The organism is Bdellovibrio bacteriovorus (genome assembly GCF_041888015.1).
In the GTDB taxonomy this organism is placed as follows: Bacteria; Bdellovibrionota; Bdellovibrionia; order Bdellovibrionales; family Bdellovibrionaceae; genus Bdellovibrio.
Window position 1 is genome coordinate 18,972 of sequence record NZ_CP168968.1, and the last position, 18,844, is coordinate 37,815.

Annotated in this window: 19 protein-coding genes; 10 read left to right on the plus strand and 9 right to left on the minus strand. The window is 47.6% G+C overall.

Annotated elements, in window-relative coordinates:
• Nucleotides 1–36 precede the first annotated feature (36 nt).
• Together ACES2G_RS00095 and ACES2G_RS00100 are read right to left on the minus strand one after the other, a co-directional pair.
• A complete protein-coding gene (locus tag ACES2G_RS00095) occupies nt 37–1,005 on the minus strand; it encodes an electron transfer flavoprotein subunit alpha/FixB family protein (RefSeq protein ID WP_347355631.1) in 969 nt (322 codons plus the stop codon).
• 12 nt (nt 1,006–1,017) lie between these two features.
• Entirely contained in the window at nt 1,018–1,791 is a 774-nt protein-coding gene (locus ACES2G_RS00100) for an electron transfer flavoprotein subunit beta/FixA family protein (protein WP_347355629.1), read from the minus strand.
• A 183-nt stretch (nt 1,792–1,974) separates the two neighbouring features.
• Between ACES2G_RS00100 and ACES2G_RS00105 the strand changes: the two genes are divergently transcribed.
• The 5 genes from ACES2G_RS00105 (at nt 1,975) to ACES2G_RS00125 (ending at nt 7,805) form a co-directional block, all read left to right on the plus strand.
• A complete protein-coding gene (locus tag ACES2G_RS00105; protein WP_374000956.1) occupies nt 1,975–2,634 on the plus strand; it encodes a succinate dehydrogenase cytochrome b subunit in 660 nt (219 codons plus the stop codon).
• Nucleotides 2,635–2,646: 12 nt separating this feature from the next.
• On the plus strand, nt 2,647–4,563 hold the full coding sequence (locus ACES2G_RS00110; protein ID WP_374000957.1) for a fumarate reductase/succinate dehydrogenase flavoprotein subunit: 1,917 nt from the start codon (nt 2,647–2,649) through the stop codon (nt 4,561–4,563).
• A gap of 10 nt (nt 4,564–4,573) precedes the next feature.
• Nucleotides 4,574–5,362 (plus strand): succinate dehydrogenase/fumarate reductase iron-sulfur subunit, encoded by a 789-nt coding sequence (locus ACES2G_RS00115; RefSeq protein WP_374000958.1) that lies wholly within the window; start codon nt 4,574–4,576, stop codon nt 5,360–5,362.
• Between the two features lie 339 nt (nt 5,363–5,701).
• A complete protein-coding gene (locus ACES2G_RS00120; RefSeq protein WP_347358399.1) occupies nt 5,702–5,950 on the plus strand; it encodes a hypothetical protein in 249 nt (82 codons plus the stop codon).
• 211 nt (nt 5,951–6,161) lie between these two features.
• Nucleotides 6,162–7,805 (plus strand): S8 family serine peptidase, encoded by a 1,644-nt coding sequence (locus ACES2G_RS00125; protein WP_347358398.1) that lies wholly within the window; start codon nt 6,162–6,164, stop codon nt 7,803–7,805.
• Between the two features lie 62 nt (nt 7,806–7,867).
• Here the strand turns inward: ACES2G_RS00125 and ACES2G_RS00130 are convergent, their stop codons facing one another.
• Both ACES2G_RS00130 and ACES2G_RS00135 read right to left on the minus strand, forming a co-directional pair.
• Nucleotides 7,868–8,746, minus strand: a complete 879-nt coding sequence (locus ACES2G_RS00130) for an alpha/beta hydrolase (protein ID WP_347358397.1) — start codon at nt 8,744–8,746, stop codon at nt 7,868–7,870.
• Between the two features lie 13 nt (nt 8,747–8,759).
• Nucleotides 8,760–9,449 carry an FHA domain-containing protein gene (locus ACES2G_RS00135; protein WP_347358396.1) on the minus strand — a complete coding sequence of 230 codons (690 nt, stop codon included), beginning with the start codon at nt 9,447–9,449 and terminating at the stop codon, nt 8,760–8,762.
• Nucleotides 9,450–9,598: 149 nt separating this feature from the next.
• Here ACES2G_RS00135 and rpsF point away from each other — a divergent pair, with 149 nt between their 5' ends.
• The 4 genes from rpsF (at nt 9,599) to ACES2G_RS00155 (ending at nt 12,473) form a co-directional block, all read left to right on the plus strand.
• Nucleotides 9,599–10,057 (plus strand): 30S ribosomal protein S6, encoded by a 459-nt coding sequence (gene rpsF, locus ACES2G_RS00140; RefSeq protein WP_374000959.1) that lies wholly within the window; start codon nt 9,599–9,601, stop codon nt 10,055–10,057.
• 16 nt (nt 10,058–10,073) lie between these two features.
• Nucleotides 10,074–10,964, plus strand: a complete 891-nt coding sequence (locus tag ACES2G_RS00145; protein ID WP_374000960.1) for a DUF2232 domain-containing protein — start codon at nt 10,074–10,076, stop codon at nt 10,962–10,964.
• Nucleotides 10,965–10,978: 14 nt separating this feature from the next.
• Nucleotides 10,979–11,422, plus strand: coding sequence for a 50S ribosomal protein L9 (gene rplI / locus ACES2G_RS00150; RefSeq protein WP_347358393.1), 444 nt, complete (start codon nt 10,979–10,981; stop codon nt 11,420–11,422).
• A 169-nt stretch (nt 11,423–11,591) separates the two neighbouring features.
• The gene (locus ACES2G_RS00155) at nt 11,592–12,473 is read left to right on the plus strand and encodes a trypsin-like serine protease (protein WP_347358392.1); all 882 of its coding nucleotides are present in this window, start codon (nt 11,592–11,594) and stop codon (nt 12,471–12,473) included.
• A gap of 54 nt (nt 12,474–12,527) precedes the next feature.
• Here the strand turns inward: ACES2G_RS00155 and ACES2G_RS00160 are convergent, their stop codons facing one another.
• The 5 genes from ACES2G_RS00160 to ACES2G_RS00180 all read right to left on the minus strand — a co-directional run bounded on the left by ACES2G_RS00160 (nt 12,528) and on the right by ACES2G_RS00180 (nt 16,296).
• Nucleotides 12,528–12,731, minus strand: a complete 204-nt coding sequence (locus tag ACES2G_RS00160) for a hypothetical protein (RefSeq protein WP_347358391.1) — start codon at nt 12,729–12,731, stop codon at nt 12,528–12,530.
• A gap of 113 nt (nt 12,732–12,844) precedes the next feature.
• Entirely contained in the window at nt 12,845–13,771 is a 927-nt protein-coding gene (locus tag ACES2G_RS00165) for an SDR family oxidoreductase (protein ID WP_374000961.1), read from the minus strand.
• Between the two features lie 14 nt (nt 13,772–13,785).
• Nucleotides 13,786–15,198, minus strand: a complete 1,413-nt coding sequence (gene dnaB / locus ACES2G_RS00170) for a replicative DNA helicase (protein ID WP_347358389.1) — start codon at nt 15,196–15,198, stop codon at nt 13,786–13,788.
• Between the two features lie 125 nt (nt 15,199–15,323).
• Nucleotides 15,324–15,623 carry a helix-turn-helix domain-containing protein gene (locus ACES2G_RS00175; protein ID WP_011162662.1) on the minus strand — a complete coding sequence of 100 codons (300 nt, stop codon included), beginning with the start codon at nt 15,621–15,623 and terminating at the stop codon, nt 15,324–15,326.
• Nucleotides 15,624–15,657: 34 nt separating this feature from the next.
• Entirely contained in the window at nt 15,658–16,296 is a 639-nt protein-coding gene (locus ACES2G_RS00180) for a radical SAM protein (RefSeq protein WP_374000962.1), read from the minus strand.
• A gap of 92 nt (nt 16,297–16,388) precedes the next feature.
• Between ACES2G_RS00180 and ACES2G_RS00185 the strand changes: the two genes are divergently transcribed.
• Nucleotides 16,389–18,785 carry a DNA translocase FtsK gene (locus tag ACES2G_RS00185; protein WP_347358387.1) on the plus strand — a complete coding sequence of 799 codons (2,397 nt, stop codon included), beginning with the start codon at nt 16,389–16,391 and terminating at the stop codon, nt 18,783–18,785.
• Nucleotides 18,786–18,844: the final 59 nt, after the last annotated feature.

Genomic DNA, 18,844 nt, shown 5'->3' on the forward strand with positions numbered 1-18,844 from the left:
AAACAATAATCGGAAGAATGTATTTTCTGAACACGATTAGTGGTGAAGAGCCTTTTTGAACTCTTCAGTCAGTTTCGGAACGATTTCCAAAGCGTCGCCAACAATTCCGTAGGTGGCTTTTTGGAAGATCGGAGCATTTGGATCGTTGTTGATTGCAACGATAACTTTAGATCCGCTCATACCTGCCAAGTGCTGGATCGCGCCGGAGATACCAACCGCGATGTACAGAGTTGGCGCTACAGTTTTACCTGTTTGACCCACTTGCATACCGTGACCAACCCAACCAGCATCAACAACGGCGCGGGAAGCTCCCACTGTTGCACCCAAAACATCGGCAAGATCATTCAAAACTTTGAAGTTTGCTGCTTCTTTAAGTCCACGACCACCGGAAACGATGATGTTTGCTTCGGTCAGATCCAGCTTTTCGCTGGCACCTTTCACGATTTCTTTCACCAAAGTTTTCAAATCAACCGTCGCTGCTGCGTTTTCAATAACGTTTGCAGTTTTGGAAGTGTCCGCTGCCGCTACCGGAAGTTGGTTGGCGCGCATCAAAACGATTTTAGTGGAGCTGTTTTCGAAGTTTACCGTCGCAAAACATTTGCCGGAGTACATCGGTTTGACCGCTGTTACGTTGTCACCGGAAATGGTCAAAGATGTGCAATCACTTGCCACGCCCACACCCAAGCGAGCTGCTACGCGAGGGAAAAGATCTTTCCCCGTGGAAGAAGCCGAAGCCAGGATGATGGAGGGCTGAACCTTAGCGATGATCGCTGCGATGTTCGCCGTGAAGGATTCAGGATTGTAAGCATCCAAAGCCGCGTCTTTAACAACGTGAACCTCAGAAGCGCCATTGTGACCCAAAGCTGCCGTCACATCACCTGCGTGAGAACCGAAAGCCACTGCCACAACGGTGTTGCCGGAAGCTGCTGCGGCCTGAAGCAATTCCTGAGCGCTGCGTTTAAGTTTACCGTTTGTGTGTTCAGCAAAAACTAGAATTTTACCCATGTCGCAAGCTCCTTACAGAACCTTCGCTTCGTCGCGAAGAAGTTTAACCAGTTCGGATGCCTGTGCAGAAGCATCGCCAGAGATCATTTTTACAGCCGGTTTTTCCGGAGGAAGAGCAAAGCCTGTGTATTTAACTTTGATGTCCGAAGCAGGGATGTTCAAAGAGGCAAATTCAACTTCTTTGATCACTTTCTTCTTGGCTTTCATAATGCCCGGAAGACTTGCGTAACGAGGCATATTCAAGCCCTTGTTCGCCGCCACAACCGCCGGAGTCATCATTTGCACAACCTCTTTGGCGCCGCCCTCAATGTCACGTTCAACCAGAACGTTTTCGCCATTGAAATTGAATTTCGATACCACTGTGGTGTGAGGGACATTAAGGAATTCCGCCATCATCTGGCTTACGGAGGAAGAATTGTCGTCGATCGCCAGTTTGCCGGAGAAGATGACTTTGGCGCCGCCTTCAGCCTTGATCACTTCAGCCAAAGCTTTTGCGGTAGAGAGATTGTCCAAACCTTCGCCATTAACCACGATGGCTTCATCAGCCCCCATTGCCAAAGCCGTGCGCAAAGACTCAACTACACGAGCCTTTGGTCCAACACTCAGAACCCATACTTGGGACCCTGGGTTTGCATCGCGAAGCTTGTTGGCTTCTTCAACTGCATACTCGTCATATGGGTTCATGACCCACTTAATACCCGCCGTGTCGATTCCGGTTTGATCGGGAGAGATCTTAATCTTTGTTTCGGTGTCAGGCACCTGCTTGATACACACAAAAATCTTCATGATTTTACCCCGTCTTTTAAGAGGCCTTGTTCTATCGCAAGTCCAGGAAAGGCAAAACTAAATTGTATATTTAACGTGTCGCGAAACATGACCGGGGACATGGACAAAAAGCTGCACCCGGGAGTAAGGTAAGTGGAAACTTATTGAGAAAATACATACCAACAAAACAAGGGGTTCTACACCATGTCTGGATTTCTCGGTTCTACCGTCGGGAAAAAGTACGTAATGGGAATCACCGGTTTGATTTGGGCGGGATTTGTTCTCGCACACATGGCCGGTAATCTTTTAATCTTCGTAAGCCATGATGCCTACAATGCTTACGGACACGCGCTGACAAGTGGAAATATCATCTACGTCGCGGAAACCGTTCTGGTTCTGGCGTTGATAGTTCACGTGTTCTGCGCCATCAGCCTCACGAAAAACAATCGTGAAGCCAAAGAGCAGCGCTACGCAGTTGCGGCTCGCGGCAAAAAGAAAGTTTCATTGGCCTCCAGAACAATGGCGGTTCAAGGAAGCTTGATTCTGGTCTTCATCATTCTTCATTTGATCACATTCAAATATGGCACCCACTATGAAACGACAGTGAATGGCGTGGTGATGCGTGATCTGGCGAAGTTGATGGTCGAAGTCTTCCAAAGTCCGGGTTACATCGTATGGTACGTGGTTGCTCTGGTTCTTTTGGGCTTCCACTTGAGTCACGGTGTCGGGTCCACATTCCAATCTCTGGGTTTGATGGAAGGCACTTATCGCAATACATGGAAAAAACTAAGCTACACATACGCAGTGATTGTGGCTTTGGGTTTCATTTCTCAACCCGTATTTATTTTCCTGAACGGCAACTAAGGGGACAGAACAATGGCTAATAAATTAGACAGCAAAATTCCAAGTGGCCCAATTGAGTCCATGTGGACTAAAACCAAATTTGACTACAAGCTTGTCAACCCGGCGAACAAAAGAAAACACTCTGTTATCGTTGTTGGAACCGGCCTTGCTGGTGCTTCTGCGGCGGCATCTTTGGGTGAGCTTGGTTACAAAGTAAAAGCATTCTGCGTGCATGAATCACCTCGCCGCGCCCACTCTGTGGCCGCTCAAGGTGGTATCAATGCTGCGAAAAACTATCAAAATGATGGTGACTCCACTTACCGTCTTTTCTATGACACTGTAAAAGGCGGAGATTTCCGCGCTCGTGAAGCCAACGTTTATCGTCTGGCGGAAGTGTCTGCGAACATCATCGATCAAATGGTGGCACAAGGTGTTCCATTTGCACGTGAATACGGCGGAACTTTGGCGAACCGTTCATTCGGTGGCGCGCAAGTTTCCCGTACGTTCTATGCTCGTGGTCAAACTGGTCAGCAGCTTTTGTTGGGTGCTTACTCTGAAATGATGAGACAAGTTGATGTAGGAAACGTTGAGCTTCGCAGCCGTCGTGAAATGCTGGATCTTGTGGTGATCGACGGAAAAGCCCGCGGTATTATCGTGCGCAACCTTTTGACTGGCGAAATTGAATCTCATGAGGCTGATGCGGTTGTGATCGCTTCTGGCGGTTACTCCAACGTGTTCTTCCTTTCGACAAACGCGATGAACTGCGCGGTGACGGCGGCTTGGAAAGCTCACAAACGTGGCGCTTACTTCGCAAATCCTTGTTACACGCAAATCCATCCAACGTGCATTCCGGTTCATGGAGAAAATCAGTCCAAACTGACTTTGATGTCTGAATCTCTGCGCAACGACGGTCGCGTGTGGGTTCCAAAAGCTGTTGGTGATAAACGTCACCCGAATGAGATCCCTGAAAATGAACGTGATTACTACTTGGAGCGTGTTTACCCATCCTTTGGGAACTTGGCTCCTCGTGACGTGGCTTCCCGTCAGGCGAAGTACCGCTGTGACGAAGGTCGTGGCGTGAATGAATCCGGCAAAGCGGTTTATCTTGATTTCGCAGACGCGATCAAACGCCTGGGTGAAGACAAGATCTCTGAGCGTTACGGAAACCTGTTTGAAATGTATGACAAAATCACCGGTCAGAATCCATACAAACAACCGATGATGATCTATCCGGCTCCTCACTACACCATGGGTGGTTTGTGGGTGGACTACAACTTGGAATCCACTATTCCAGGTCTGTTTGTTGCGGGTGAAGCGAACTTCTCTGACCACGGTGCTAATCGTTTGGGGGCTTCTGCATTGATGCAGGGTCTGGCGGACGGATACTTCGTTCTTCCATTTACCCTGGGTAACTACCTGGGTGGTACGAAGCTTGAGAAAGTTTCCACGACGAATGAGGCCTTCAAAGCGGCTGAACACGGCGTGAAGGAAGAAATCAAAAAAATGATGAACATCAAAGGTGCCCGCACAGTGGACAGCTTCCATAAGGAACTGGGTCATGTGATGTGGGAATACTGTGGTATGGGCCGTAATGAAGCGGGCTTGAAAAAAGCTCTTCAAGAAATCCCAAAAATCCGTGAAGAGTTCTGGAATAACGTGCGTATCCCGGGCGATCCAAGTTACTTGAACGTTGAGCTTGAAAAAGCCGGCCGTGTTGCCGACTTCCTGGAGCTGGGTGAGTTGATGTGCCGTGATGCTTTGGAAAGACAAGAATCTTGCGGTGGTCACTATCGCGAAGAGTATCAGGTTGATGGCGAGGCGAAGCGTGATGATGCTAACTTCTGTCACGTGGCTGCCTGGGAATACACTGGTAAAATCGACACTTCTGTTCGTCATAAGGAAGAACTGAAGTTTGAAAACGTACATCTAGCAACTCGTAGTTATAAATAAGAGGCGTAGCATGTCTGGAAAACATATTAATCTGAATTTGAAAGTTTGGAGACAAAAAGGGCCTGACGATAAGGGCTCCTTCGCAGAGTATCAGGCCAAGAACGTTTCTGAAGACGCTTCTTTCCTGGAAATGCTGGATGCAGTGAACGAGGAATTGGTTGCAAAGGGCGATGAGCCTATCGCATTTGACCACGATTGCCGTGAAGGTATCTGTGGAACTTGTGGATTTGTGATCGATGGTGAAGCCCACGGTCCAATGAAATCAACAACCGTATGCCAGTTGCACATGAGAAATTTCAACGACGGTGCGACTCTGACGATTGAACCATTCCGTGCGAAAGCGTTCCCAATGATCAAGGACTTGATGGTGGACAGATCTGCTTTGGATCGTATCATCTCCTCCGGTGGTTACATCTCTACGAACACAGGGAATGCCGTGGACGCCAATGCGATTCTGGTTCCGAAGGCGGATGCTGATGAAGCAATGTCTTCTGCAACTTGTATCGGCTGCGGTGCGTGTGTGGCGGCTTGTAAGAATGCTTCTGCAGCCCTATTCACTTCTGCAAAGATCTCTCACATGGCACTGCTTCCGCAGGGTCAGGTGGAAAGAAATGAACGCGCGATCCGTATGGTGGGCGCGATGGATGCGGAAGGTTTCGGCGCATGTACAACAACAGGTGCCTGCGAAGCAGCCTGCCCGAAAGAAATTCAGCTGACAAACATCAGCCGTATGAACCGCGAGTTCTTCGTGGCCAACGTCACAAAACGTGAAAAACACAAAGACGGCGGCGCCGGCTAACAAAAGAAAAGGGAGTCCAAGGACTCCCTTTTTTATTCCTTCTTTAAAAGGTAAAAGGTGCCTGGTTGTTTTTTCTGGCTAACCCGCATCAAATCGGGCCTATGAGCAGAATTCAACCTCTCTATTTAGTTCTTAAATAGTCTTTTAATATCAACCTCTTAAATTAACTTCTAAGGTCTTTTGTTGCGCTGTAGCCAGAAAAAACAACCAGGCACCTTTAACCTTTAAATTCTGCGGCATGAGTCTTTCTCATTGAGAGACATCTTCGAACTTTTCATCTTCGATATTCTTCTAAAGCTCGTTCAGCAAACTTCCGAAACTAGACCAAGGAATGGGCTTATGAAGAAGATTAATGAACTAATGGCAGAACTGGGTTTCAACAAAGATGCACCTGACAGTGTGAAAGAAGCCTTTATTAAACACCTCATCAAGGCCTCCGCCGGTGTCAATGTTGTGACGCCTTCAGAGCGCAAAGAGATTGCTGAGAACCCGCAAAGAATCGTGCAATTCAAAGCGCCTCAACAGATGAGTTTTGATTTTATCGACGAAAATCCAACACCTAAGACCAGTAAAAAAGCTGTTTCTTAGTCCTGCTAACAAGTGCAAAGTCCTGCTTCTCCTAGACCTTCGTCTGGTGTGAAGCTGGACTTTCAGCCAAAAATTCGAAAATTCTTAACCACAATAAAAAATAGATAACCAGCCCCTACCCTCATTGGTACCATTTTGGAACTAGGGACGTCTGGGGAAAATTTTTCCCCTCTCTGTCGATAGAAAATCACCCATTGAAGGAGGGGATCACATGAAAAGGCTTATGGAAAGAGCCTCCAAAGCGCTGGCGTTTGGCTTGTTGCTTTCTGGATTAAACGCTTTTGCGGCTGCGCCTGAGGCAGTACCTGGTGAATTCATCGTAAAATTTAAAGACGATGTTGTTGCGACATCTTCTTTGAATGTCTTGAGCCAAGAGTTGGGGTCTTATGTAAAAGACACTATTCCTGGTCAAAACATCGTGGTGATCAAACGTCCTGTGTTTGAGATTCAATCCAATGTTGTAAAATCATTGGCACAAAATCCAAACATCGACATTATCGAGCCGAACTATATCTATAGAATCAACAAAACTCCAAATGATCCAATGCTGGGTCAACTTTGGGGTCTGATCAACAACGGTCAGCCGGATTCTCAAAAACGCGAGGGCATCGCTGGTGTGGATATCGGAGCTTCTCAGGCTTGGGATATTACAACGGGTTCCAAAGACGTTATTGTTGCGGTGATCGACACGGGTGTTAACTACAACCACCCTGACCTTAAAGGCAACATGTGGACGAACGATGCTGAGTTGAACGGCCAGCCGGGCGTTGACGATGATGGCAACGGTATCATTGATGATATCTATGGTGCTAACTTCGTTACAGCGGCTAAGCCAACAGGCAACCCACTGGATGACCACGGTCACGGCTCTCACTGCTCCGGTACAATCGGTGCTTCTGGTGATGACGGCAAAGGTATCGTGGGCGTGGCTTGGAATGTTCGCATCATGGGTGTGAAGTTCCTTTCTGCAAGCGGCTCCGGTTCTTTGGATGGCGCTCTGAAAGCGATCGACTATGCAACTTCCAAAGGTGCTAGAATCCTTTCCAACTCCTGGGGTGGCGGTGGCTACTCTGAGACTTTGAAACAAGCGATCGAAAGATCCAATGCAGCAGGTGCTTTGTTTGTTGCGGCAGCGGGTAACGAATCAAACAACAACGATTCCAACCCGACTTATCCGGCAACTTATGATGTGCCGAACGTTCTTTCTGTAGCAGCTATCGACAACCGCGGTCAGATTGCTTCTTTCTCTAACTACGGTAAAACAAAAGTTCACGTTGGCGCTCCTGGTGTGAACATTGTTTCTTCCATCACTGGCACTGGCTATGACTCTTGGTCCGGCACTTCCATGGCGACACCTCACGTGTCTGGTATGGCGGTTCTGTTGGCCTCTGCAGAGCCAAATTTGACGGGTATTGAGATGAAGGAAAGAATCGTTTCCACTTCCAAGCCAATTGCAGGTCTGCGTGGCAAGGCAAGAGGTGGTTTGGCCAATGCCTACGCAATGCTGACGAACACTCTTCCACAACCAGATCCAAACGATCCGGTAAACTGGCAAACAGTGGACGTGGCGCACTCCACTCCGCACCCATACGCTGGTAAATCCAACCTGACGTATGAGGTTTCTGTTCCGGGCGCAAAACAGATCTCTATCTTCTTCTCTAAGTTCGATACTGAGAGAGACTATGACAACGTGAAGTTCTACGATGCTGCTGGCAAACTTTACGGAACTATGAGCGGTAAGAACGATGAGTCGTTCTCTCCGGTAATCGAAGGTGAATACGTGAAAATCGTCTTCACATCCGATGACTCTGTTAATAAATACGGATTTGACATCACAAAAGCTGCTTGGAGATAAAGGCTAGCTCCGTGATTTCTTAAAAAGAGGAAGGTCACCCGCATGGGTGGCCTTTTTCATTTCTATTTTGCGGAATTGTCAGAGAGGAATTTTTCCATCTTCAGATTGGTGTAGTCAGGAAAATCCAGCTGTGTGCAGTGTGATCCATAGGGAACAAGCACAAACTCAGAGTGTTTGATCTTTTCCTTGAAGTGATACTGAAAACGAATCGGCGTCACCATGTCTTTTTCACCGGAAATAATCAGCACGGGAACTTCGATGGTTTCCAGAACCCCTTCGCCATCATATTTCATCAGCTCTTCAAAAAGACGTAAGAATACTTCCAGATTCATGCGGGCCACGCCGCGGGCATAGACTTCAATATCTTTGAAGTGCGTGACCTTCAGATTAAAACCACCGGCTAAAGCCGCCAGATACATGGACATGGGATTATCCACAGCCAGTTTCCACAGAGTATTCCACAGGTCCGGTTGATGTTCGTATTGGGATTTAACGAAATAGAAGAAGGGTTCGATTACGTCCAAACCAAACATTCCCTTGATGGGATTTTTGGCAAAACCGTTGATAAAGGTCATAGAGAGAAAGAGCTCAGGCTTCTTGGAATACAGATCCAACAACAACGGGGCGCCGAAGCTGTGTCCGGCAAAATGGGCCTTCTTGATGCCCAGATGTTTTAAGAGGCCGATCATGTCCTTGGAGAGCGCTTCCACGGTCAACTGACTGGCGTCAGCCACAGGACAGCTTTTTTGGTGTCCGCGCAGATCGAAGCTGATGACTTTGTATTTCTTTGAGAAGTATTCAATCTGGTGATGCCAGTGATTCAGAAGACAGGCAATGCCGTACACCAATACCAGAGGCTCGCCTTCGCCGCGCACTTCGTAGTAGATCGGAGTGCCATCGAAGCTTTCAAAGCTGCCGGTGGTTTTTGATGTCGTTTCCATGATGCCCTTTTCGTTAGACGTAGGTGACTTTAATAAGGGTATTTCCCACTGAAATCAAATCCCCGTCCTTGAGCATTTCGGCATCTATTGTCTTATGGTTAAGTGCGACCCGACCCTTTGCCTTGATTTTAATTTCGACCATGCCTGGACCCGGGTGCAGCTCGAAGGCATCTTGGGGGGCCTCTTCGTCCAAAAGTTCAATATCCAAAGAGTCAGCACCCGCAGAACGAGGCCCGTACCCTAAAATAATTTCCTCGTCCGTCTGAATTCCCTGGATGAATAAAAGGCGCAGGGCAGGACTGAAGCTTTGCAGACTGACCTTTTTAGAACTCTCAGGTGCAGATATTTCAGCAAGACGATCCTGAAGAATGCTGCGCCAAGTTATGAGGCGCGAGAAATCCAAGGCGAGTTCTTCTTCGACGGTCACGACTTTGAACTGGGTTCTGCCGAGTTCAAAGATAACCCCCGGTAATAACGCTACTTTTTTCACACGGCGACCGTTGATATGGATTCCGTTGGAGGATTCCAAATCCTGCAAAACGTATTGCCCCTTCCCGTCCAAGGCGAACTGGGCGTGGGTGCTAGAGACTTTTCCGTCTTTGATGATGATGTCGGCCTTGGATCGCCCCAGGGTCAAACCCTCCTCAACCTTAAAGCGGGAGCCTTCGTTGGGACCGTCCATAATCTCAATAAAAGTGACCATTTACACATTCTAGGGCTGGATTCTTAGGTATTCAATTGCCTAATCCTTGTGCTTGGGCCAAAGCCGTGCTAAACCCGTTAAACATTTTAAAAAAGTCATCCTTGCTCCCGCTTATTGAGGTGGGGGCTATAAACCGAAAGGATAGTTCAATGGAAACTACTGCAACGAAAAAACCTTACGAGGTTGTCGTTATCATGCACCCAGATGCAACTCTTGAAGATCAAAAAGAGCTGTTCAAGAAGAACAAAGCGACGATCGAATCTTACAAAGGTTCCATCAACTCTTTGGAAACTTGGGGCAAAAGAACTTTGGCAACGCCAATTGGCAAGTTGAAAAAGGCAATCTACTTCCACTCTACATTCGAAGCTGACACACAAGCTATCGCTGAGTTGGAACGTACAATGCGTATCAACGACAAAGTACTTCGCTTCATGCACACTCGCCTTGATGAGCGTGTTTCTTTGGCAAAATTCATGGAAGGCTTCAAAAAAGGTCTTGCTGAATCTGCTGCTCGTGAAAAAGAACGTGAAGCAAAAGCTGCTGCTCGTAAAGCTGCTTTCGCAGCTGCAAAAGCAGAGCGTTCTGAGCGTTTCGATAAAGGCGAATAATTAAAGGGCGTAAGCCATGAAGAAGACGGCGACTCCCCAAAAGTTCATCACAATTTCATCACTCTCGATTTTGTTGTCGATGCTCACTGGGATTATGGGCGCCCCCCTCCTTCGTGTCTTGCGCAAGACATACGGTCCTATCGCCTTTTGGATTTTAGGGATCGTAGTCACAGGAGCTGCGTGGCTCCTGAACGCTCAACCTCTTGCTCTGTTCTTAGGCTCCGTTTGGATGACTTTAGGTGCCTACATGGAATTGGAACAAAGAGGACTTGGGTGGTGGATTTCGGGACTCTTGAGTGTTGCTGTGGGATCTGTGGCTGCGGGCCTGGGGATCATGGGAGCTTTCAAAAGAAACGGAATCAACACGTATGCTGAAGTTCAGAAGCTGGTGGAGCAATTCTCCCAAAAGGTTCAGGAAATGAATCCGGCGGTGAAGTTGGACCCGGGTGTTCTGATGCAGCAGGTGCCCTCAGCCGTGGTTATCATGTTAGTGCTAGCCCTGGGTTTGGGACTTATTTTTGAGAGAAGGGTTTTTTCGTGGCTCAATTTGCCCCGCGAGAAAATTGCCTCTCAGCTCAAGTTGTTAGAATATCGTGTGCCGGATTATTTTATTTGGGTTGCGATGATTGCCTTCCTTCTGACAATGGTGAGTTTTGGCGGTAAGGCCGTTGCTATCCTCGCAGTTAATATACTGAACGTTTCAATCGTTCTTTATTTCTTTCAGGGGCTGGCAGTGTTGGAGGTATTTCTAAACTCGATGCGAGCAGGATTGTTCATGCGAGTTTTGACGTACATAATCTTGGTCGGTCAGTTATTGCCGATTTTGGCAGTGGTTGGCTTGGTCGATTACTGGGTTGATTTCAGGGCGCGTCTTCGCAAGATGAAGGCACCGACTGAAAACAGCTAAAAAATGGAGATCACATGAAAGTTATTCTTCAAAAAGATGTTAAAGATGTAGGTCGTGTTGGTGAGTTGGTGAACGTTTCTGAAGGTTTCGCGAGAAACTTCTTGTTCCCTCGCAAATTGGCTGCTGAAGCTACTGAAAAACGCGTAAAAGAGTACGAACACTTGAAGCGCGTTGCTGAAGCTAAAAAGAAAAAAGCTCAAGCCGAAAGACAAGAGCTTTTGAACAAAATCAACGGCACAACTGTTACATTCAAATTGGCTGCTGGTGAGACTGATAAACTATTCGGTACAGTAACTACTACAGACATTTCCAAAGAACTTCAAAAAATGGGTCACTCCGTAGATCGTCGTGACATCCATCTTGAAGAGCCAATCAAAGTTTTGGGTCAACACAAAGCTGTGGTTCGCTACACTGAAGGAATGGAAGCTAAAATCCAGATCGCTGTAGAGCGCGCGTAAGCAACTCTATTGCTTCTGAAGCGAAAAATTCCCTAAAAGGGACCCACTCTGGGTCCCTTTTATTTTTTACCATAAGCATTTCTTATGCATTTCATTTGAAAAATTGTATTGCACCGGTGCCATTTTGGGTGTTTAAAGGCCTCACCTTTTAGGGGAAGGTGGGGGGAACATGAAACTTATCAATATTACAAGATCTTTGGTTCTTACGGGTGTGGCAGCGGCTTTGGCAGCTTGTTCCCCAGCAACTCAGAACTCTGTTCAGTCTGGCACACAAAGCACAGGCATTATCGGCGGTCAGCCAGTTGAGACCAAAGACAGCATTGCAAAGACGACAGTGGCAATCATCGCTTCTGTAAAGACTGCTGACGATCAAGAAGGTCAGTTCATTTGCACAGGCTCTCTTCTTAAAAACAATATGGTTCTGACGGCAGGTCACTGCGTTCCTCAGGTGGGCGAAGAATACAAGGAAGTTTCTTTGTATGTGATCTTCAATACCGACATCAACAAAATGCAAAGAACTGATATCCGTTTGGTTGTGGATACTGAAGTTCACGAAGGCTACGGTAAAATGGGTCAAGACGGCGAAGATGCTAACGACATTGCTGTTTTGAGATTCGCAGGCGGCATGGCGCCGGGCTACCAGGTTGCAAAATTCCTTTCTGACGAATCCCTTCTTGTTCCAGGCACGAAAACGACATTGGCTGGTTACGGTTTGATCGAAACAGATGGCGTGAACACAAAATCTGATGACCGTCTTCGTAAGGTTGACGTTGAGATCGCTGACAGCTTCGGTAAAACAGAAATTCTTTTGGATCAGACACAAGGTAAAGGCGCTTGCCACGGTGACTCTGGCGGCCCTGCATTCTTGGAAGTTAAAGGTGTTCAGTACGTTTGGGGAGTTACAAGCCGTGGTGCTGGTAAAGACGGTAAAGATGATTGCTCTTTGGTTGCAGTTTACACAAAGGTAAAAGCTCAGGCGACATTCATCAACACCGCGATCAAAACCTTGAACAAAAGAGCGCAGCAACAGCAGCGCTTGGCTCAACAGTAATTTTAATCTGAAAAGATTGAGAAATAGAAAAGGGTCCCGATGAGGACCCTTTTTTTATGCGCTCTCGGCGCTGCTTTCGACCTGCATTTCCAAGAAGACGGTTTGCAGATAGTCCGCCATCACTTCCCGCAGCTCCTCTAACGTGAGGCTTTCGGGGTTCTTGCCGTGCTTTTCCAGCAGGTTGTTGAATTCTCTTTCGACAGGGTCCTGGGGCAGTCCAGTTGCCACAACCACTGCCTTCGCCAAAGTATTTCCCATGATCAGCCTCCATGCTTTTCAAAGGTCTCTGTATTGAAGACGAATCCAGTCCATCAAGAGGTTAAAGGGAACTCAACCCTAAAGGCGCAATCAAGTCCAAGGTCCAGTTGGCGCTACTTGCGGCGATGAGAGTGCTCTTTGGCCCAATTGCGGGCTCCAGGCAGACACCAATACAGGAATGGTAAAAGCATCCGGCGAGGGAGCAAGCGACGGATGTAGTAAAACACCGTTGCATCCAGAGTCGCTGGCAACCACAAAGGGGGATTTTCAGCCTTCATGGCCTTCAGGATCTGTTTAGCGACTTTTTCTGGCGTTGTGAGCGACATGTTCATCATGCGCTCCACAAAAGGCGTCATGTTCTTGTAGAAGTCACAATACGGTCCGCTCCAATTGCGGGTCGGATCTGATTGAGCCGTGTGATAGACGTTTTTGTGTGAAGGGCTGTGGATGAACCCGGGCTGCACTAGGCAGATTCTGACACCGAAGGGCCGCATTTCATACCACAGTGATTCACTGGCACCTTCCAGAGCGAATTTGGAGGCTGAATACGCCGACATTGTCGGCATGGCCAGCATCCCACTGACGGAGGAAATGTTAATGATCTTTCCCCGGCCTGTTTCGCGCATATGTGGCAGGCACAGGCGAATCAAGCCCATCGGACCGAAATAGTTTGTGGCCATTTGCAGTTCTTCATCCTGTTCGGTCATATGCTCGACCACGGCCCGATAAGAAATGCCCGCATTGTTAATCAGAATGTCCACGCCACCCCAGGTGCGGTTGATATCACGAATCAGCTGTTCTCGGCTTTTTTCGTCTGTGACATCCAGGGCGCGAATCAGAAAGCGTTCGTCTTCTAAGAATTCATTTCGAACCTTCTCAAGACTTTTCTCTCGTGCGGTAGCGACGATGCGGTATTCAGTCCGGCCGTGCAGAAGTTTGGCAACGGCCATTCCAATACCGGAACTGCAGCCCGTGATCAGAACGACGGGCTTATAATATTGAGGTTTCTTACGTTGGAAAAAATAAATAAGGGGCCTCATAGGGCCCCATTATCTTAGACGGTTGATCCAGGTGCAAAGTTTTTAGGTCTGCCGCCCGGCATTGGTGGGGGCGCCTGTGGAGGAGGCAGTGGACTCACTGGGCCCTCCGGGTCTGCATCACGGAATCTATTGTACTGAGCATCGAAGCGCATTTTCACAGGACCCGTGGCACCGTTACGCTGTTTACCCACGATCACTTCCGCGTGACCTTGTTTGTCTGGATTTTCTTTGTCGTAGTAGTCATCACGATAAAGCATCATGATAACGTCGGCATCCTGCTCGATGGATCCGGATTCCCGCAGGTCAGACAGCATAGGTTTCTTCTCAGTACGTCCCTCAACCCCACGATTCAGCTGGGCCAGAGCGATCACCGGAATCTGAAGTTCCTTGGCGATGGCTTTCAAAGATTTGGAAATCTCAGCAACCTCTTGCTCACGAGATTGCATCTTTTGTTTCATGCTCATCAACTGCAAGTAGTCGATCATGATCAGATCAAGACCGTGTTCGGCTTTCAAACGACGGGCACGGGAACGGATCTCAAACGGAGAAACCCCCGGCGTATCATCAATGAAGATGGAAGCTTCGGAAAGTGCACTGGCTGCGTTGATCAGTTTCGGCCACGCCGAATCCTGGATGCGACCGTTACGGATTTCACTCATGCTCACTTTGGATTCCGCAGAAAGCATACGCATCATCATGGACTCTTTACCCATCTCCAAAGAGAAGTAAGCCACCGTCTTTTTCAGACGAAGTGCCACGTGCTGTGCGATATTCAGAGAGAAGGCTGTTTTACCCATGGACGGACGAGCGGCGATAATCGTCATCTCGCCCGCGTGCAGACCTGCCGTCATTTCATCCAGCTTTTTAAAGCCGGTGGCAAGACCGGTGATCTCAGCTTTGTTTTTGTAAAGCTCTTCGATTTTCTGGATGGAAGCTTTAACGATTTCCATGGAGCCGACAAGACCGGTTTTGGTCTTATTCTCGCCCACTTTGAAAATCTCGGATTCAGCTTGATCGACGAAGGATTCCACATCCACAAAATCCTGATCGTAGGCTTTTTCGATCAAAGAGGAATTAATTGCAATCAAGCGGCGCAAAGTGGCCTTGTCTTTTACGATCTTCGCGTGCGTACCAATGTTTGCAGAAGAGATTGTTTTATCCAGAAGACTGATAAGATATTCCGGACCGCCGGCCATATCCATGTGCCCTTGCGCCTGCAAGGTGTTGGTCACTGTGATAATATCAATAGGCTGGCCTTTGGCGTGCAGCTCTTTGATCGCTTCGTAAATCTTTTGATGACCTGGTTTATAGAAATCATCAGCCAGCAATACGTCGCCGACTTGGTCGAGCGCTTCGCGATCCAGCATCAAGCCGCCCAGGATGGACTGTTCGGCATCAAGATTTTGTGGTGGTATTCTCGTACTCATTGAACCCCTCTAGAGTAACGAAAATGAAGTTTTTAAAAACTTCAGCTTTCTGGATGGAACAAATTGCGGGCCTAGTGCTTGGTGGTGGTTCTAGGTGGCCCGCTGATGCAAGACTTGAACGAACTTTAGTTCATTTTCTTTACACGAATCTTGTAGTTGTCAATTTTCTTCTTAAGAGTGTTGCGATTGATGCCCAGCATTTGCGCGGTTTTCACCTGATTGCCATTATAGGCGCGCAAAGCAAGCTCAAGAAGTGGTTTTTCTACTTGTTCCAGAACTACATTGTACAAACCATTCAACTCAACTTGTGCTTCTTTTTGTTGAGCAAACAAAACTTCAAGTTTGCTTTTAACTAACTTCTCCAAGCTTACAGATTGAAGGTTGGCGACAAAAAGATTATCGGAACTGTTTAGGTTCGGCGTCATGGAACTCCCAAAATTTCAGATGAATCGTTAAGGACTATACTCCGCGTGTTTCGGGATTCCAAATATACTTATGCAGCTGCAATTGCAACCTTGCAGATGAATTTTTTTGCAAAATTTTTTCTGCCAACCAGCGTTCAGACACTTGGCCGTATGATGGGCTGTATAAAACCACAAATTTTTCAAATAATTTATGTTGACGACAGAATTCTTCGGACCATTCGAAATCTTTCTCTGAACAGATCACAAACTTGTATTCCGTGCTGGGAGTGGAAAAGCGGATGTTGTCCATAATAAAAGAATCTGCTGCACCACTATCTGGCGTTTTCACATCCAAAATAATTTTCACGCGCGCATCAACATCTGCAACACTTTTCGATCCACTTGTTTCCAAAGAAACTTTGTAGCCGCGATCGCAAAGAGTTTTCATCAACGTGTGCACTTCTTTTTGCAACAAGGGTTCTCCACCCGTGATGCATACATGGGGAGCTTTGTGGGAATCGATTTCCGCCAGAATATTTTCCAGCGTTTGCATCTCGCCTTCGTAGTAGGAATACTTGGTGTCGCAATAAGTGCAGCGCAAGTTGCAGGCGGTCAGGCGCACAAAGACTGTGGGACAGCCGACATAGGTGGTTTCACCTTGAATACTATAGAAAATCTCATTTATTTTAAGCATTTGACTGGCTCTTTGTCCTGCACCCCGGGGCTTAAGTCAAGGAAGGCCCCAGCGTGCATGACTAACTGCTGGGAATTTCGTAAATTTTTTAAATGAACCAATTCCTTAAAAAGTTTCGACAGGACGTCATTGCAATTGGCTTTTTGGGTTTAGGGCTGTTCTTCGCTCTTTCCCTGATTAGCTACAACCCCCTAGATCCCTCTATGAATTCTATTGGGCAAGGTCTAAAGGCATTAAATTACTGCGGAATTGTGGGTAGTTTCCTGGCAGATATGCTGTATCAGGGCATGGGTCTGGCGGCCTGGGTGGTTGTGGCCTGTTTTGCTAAAATTGCCTATGGGGCCTTTAAGGGCGAATCCCTGAACCTTAAAAATATTCGTTTTGTGTGGGCTTTCCTGTTGATTGTGAATGTCGCGGCCCTGTTCTCGCTGTATTTGCCTACGACCAAGATTTTTCAAGGACAAATCTATTTAGGCGGCTTACTTGGGTTGGGTGTGTCCCAGGCCTTGATGGGTGCTTTTAACTCTGTTGGCGTGCAGGTGATCCTGTGGTCTTTGATGGCCGTTTTGGTGGTCTTCTATTCCGAAAAGACGCTGCAAGAGCTGGCTGAAGTTCCGCAAGGATTCCTCGCCACCATGAAGAAAAAGAAAGTCATGGACAAAGTGGCGGCCTTCTTTGGCGGAATGTTTATTCAGGAAGGCAAAAAAGGAAAAGCTAAAAAATCTGATGCCAAAGAAACCAAGGCTAAGAGCATCTTCCCGTTGTCTGATAAAAAGTTCGTAGAAAAAGAGGCCGAAGAAGAGGACGAAGAGCTGGAAGAACTTCTGGCGGCGGCCGAGGAAGAAGACGAAGAAGAATCTGATGAAGAGGATTCTGAAGAGTCTGACGAAGAAGAGGAAGAGGTTCCGGCTGTTCGTTTGGCGCAAAAGCGCAAAGTCGTGATGAAAGCCAAGCCACCTCGTCGTATCGAGAACTGGGACATGCCAAAACTGGCATTGCTGGAAGATCCACCAGCGTCGCGAATTAAAATTGATAAGGCCGAGATTCAGCGCAAAGCGGATTCTTTGGTAGAAAAACTTAAGAACTTCTCTATCGAAGGAACCATTCAGGATGCCAAGCCGGGTCCTTTGGTGACGATGTATGAATTTAAACCAAATGCGGATGTGAAGATTTCCAAAATTTCAGAGCTGGAAGATGATCTGTCGTTGGCATTGTCTTCTGAATCCGTGCGTGTGGTGGGTCACATCCCGGGCACCGATGTTGTGGGTATTGAAACTGCCAACCTGAAGCGTGAAACAGTTTATTACAAAGATCTGATCGCGGAAGATACTTTCTGGAGTGATGATCTGGCATTGCCAATGGCTGTGGGTCGCGCGGTGGATGGTGAACCTAAAGTGGTGGATCTGCGCAAGATGCCTCACTTGCTGATTGCTGGTACGACAGGTTCTGGTAAGTCGGTGTTTGTGGGCTCTATCATCACAGGCCTTTTATTCCGCCATTCACCTAAAACGCTGCGTTTGGTTCTGATTGACCCGAAAATGGTCGACTTGGCGCCATTCTCCACAGTTCCGCATCTGGTTCTGCCACACGTGACTGAACCGAAGAAGGCGGCGACTGCGCTGAAGTGGGCGGTGCGTGAAATGGAAAAGCGCTATAAATCCTTGTCCAAGTTTGGTGTTGGTAAAATCGAAGCGTTCAACGAAAAAACTGGAAACCTTTCCAAGACGGACGTTGAAGAGCACGAAAAAATCAATCTGGAGCTGGAAGAGGGCAAAGCCAAACTGGATCAGTACTACTATCAACCACTTCCGTACATCGTGATCGTGGTGGATGAGTTGGCAGACTTGATGATCGTGGAAAAGCAGAACATTGAAGAGCCGATCCAGCGTTTGACGCAAAAAGCGCGTGCCTGCGGAATCCATTTGATTCTGGCCACCCAGTCCCCGCGTAAAGATGTTGTGACTGGTTTGATTAAAACGAACATTCCAGGACGCGTGGCTTTGAAGGTCGCTTCCAAGATGGACTCGCGAATCATCATTGATGATTCAGGTGCGGAACGTCTTCTTCCGAATGGGGATATGTTGTTCCAAGCTCCAGGTGTGGGGAAACCGACGCGCCATCACGGCCCTTATTTGTCAGATGTCGAAATCGGAAATGTCGTAAAGCACTGGGCTTCTCAAGCAGAACCTGAATACGATCCATTGGCGATGAAAGCGTTGGACGGATTTGCCGGTGGCGATGGCGGCGACGCTGGCAGCGGCGATGGTGGTGGCTTTGGTGAAGAAGAGTATGATGAAAGATACGACGAGATTTTGTCATGGGCTTCTGAACAGAAAGAAATCTCTGCGTCTTTAATTCAGCGAAAATTCAGACTCGGCTATCCGCGCGCTGCACGTATGATTGAGATCTTTGAAAAAGAAGGTGTCGTGGGCCCTGCGAATGGCAGCAAGCCGCGTCAAGTTCTGGTGAGTAGTTACAGAGAACAATAAATAGAGTCTTGACTGCACCACCCTTGGTCGTGGTCTCATTAGGGGACCATATAACCATT

What these genes read in the sequence shown, in the direction of transcription:
- ACES2G_RS00095 (WP_347355631.1), bottom strand. Translation starts at nt 1,005, where the DNA reads ATGGGTAAAATTCTAGTTTTTGCTGAACACACAAACGGTAAACTTAAA.
- ACES2G_RS00100 (WP_347355629.1), bottom strand. Translation starts at nt 1,791, where the DNA reads ATGAAGATTTTTGTGTGTATCAAGCAGGTGCCTGACACCGAAACAAAG.
- ACES2G_RS00105 (WP_374000956.1), top strand. Translation starts at nt 1,975, where the DNA reads ATGTCTGGATTTCTCGGTTCTACCGTCGGGAAAAAGTACGTAATGGGA.
- ACES2G_RS00110 (WP_374000957.1), top strand. Translation starts at nt 2,647, where the DNA reads ATGGCTAATAAATTAGACAGCAAAATTCCAAGTGGCCCAATTGAGTCC.
- ACES2G_RS00115 (WP_374000958.1), top strand. Translation starts at nt 4,574, where the DNA reads ATGTCTGGAAAACATATTAATCTGAATTTGAAAGTTTGGAGACAAAAA.
- ACES2G_RS00120 (WP_347358399.1), top strand. Translation starts at nt 5,702, where the DNA reads ATGAAGAAGATTAATGAACTAATGGCAGAACTGGGTTTCAACAAAGAT.
- ACES2G_RS00125 (WP_347358398.1), top strand. Translation starts at nt 6,162, where the DNA reads ATGAAAAGGCTTATGGAAAGAGCCTCCAAAGCGCTGGCGTTTGGCTTG.
- ACES2G_RS00130 (WP_347358397.1), bottom strand. Translation starts at nt 8,746, where the DNA reads ATGGAAACGACATCAAAAACCACCGGCAGCTTTGAAAGCTTCGATGGC.
- ACES2G_RS00135 (WP_347358396.1), bottom strand. Translation starts at nt 9,449, where the DNA reads ATGGTCACTTTTATTGAGATTATGGACGGTCCCAACGAAGGCTCCCGC.
- rpsF (WP_374000959.1), top strand. Translation starts at nt 9,599, where the DNA reads ATGGAAACTACTGCAACGAAAAAACCTTACGAGGTTGTCGTTATCATG.
- ACES2G_RS00145 (WP_374000960.1), top strand. Translation starts at nt 10,074, where the DNA reads ATGAAGAAGACGGCGACTCCCCAAAAGTTCATCACAATTTCATCACTC.
- rplI (WP_347358393.1), top strand. Translation starts at nt 10,979, where the DNA reads ATGAAAGTTATTCTTCAAAAAGATGTTAAAGATGTAGGTCGTGTTGGT.
- ACES2G_RS00155 (WP_347358392.1), top strand. Translation starts at nt 11,592, where the DNA reads ATGAAACTTATCAATATTACAAGATCTTTGGTTCTTACGGGTGTGGCA.
- ACES2G_RS00160 (WP_347358391.1), bottom strand. Translation starts at nt 12,731, where the DNA reads ATGGGAAATACTTTGGCGAAGGCAGTGGTTGTGGCAACTGGACTGCCC.
- ACES2G_RS00165 (WP_374000961.1), bottom strand. Translation starts at nt 13,771, where the DNA reads ATGAGGCCCCTTATTTATTTTTTCCAACGTAAGAAACCTCAATATTAT.
- dnaB (WP_347358389.1), bottom strand. Translation starts at nt 15,198, where the DNA reads ATGAGTACGAGAATACCACCACAAAATCTTGATGCCGAACAGTCCATC.
- ACES2G_RS00175 (WP_011162662.1), bottom strand. Translation starts at nt 15,623, where the DNA reads ATGACGCCGAACCTAAACAGTTCCGATAATCTTTTTGTCGCCAACCTT.
- ACES2G_RS00180 (WP_374000962.1), bottom strand. Translation starts at nt 16,296, where the DNA reads ATGCTTAAAATAAATGAGATTTTCTATAGTATTCAAGGTGAAACCACC.
- ACES2G_RS00185 (WP_347358387.1), top strand. Translation starts at nt 16,389, where the DNA reads ATGAACCAATTCCTTAAAAAGTTTCGACAGGACGTCATTGCAATTGGC.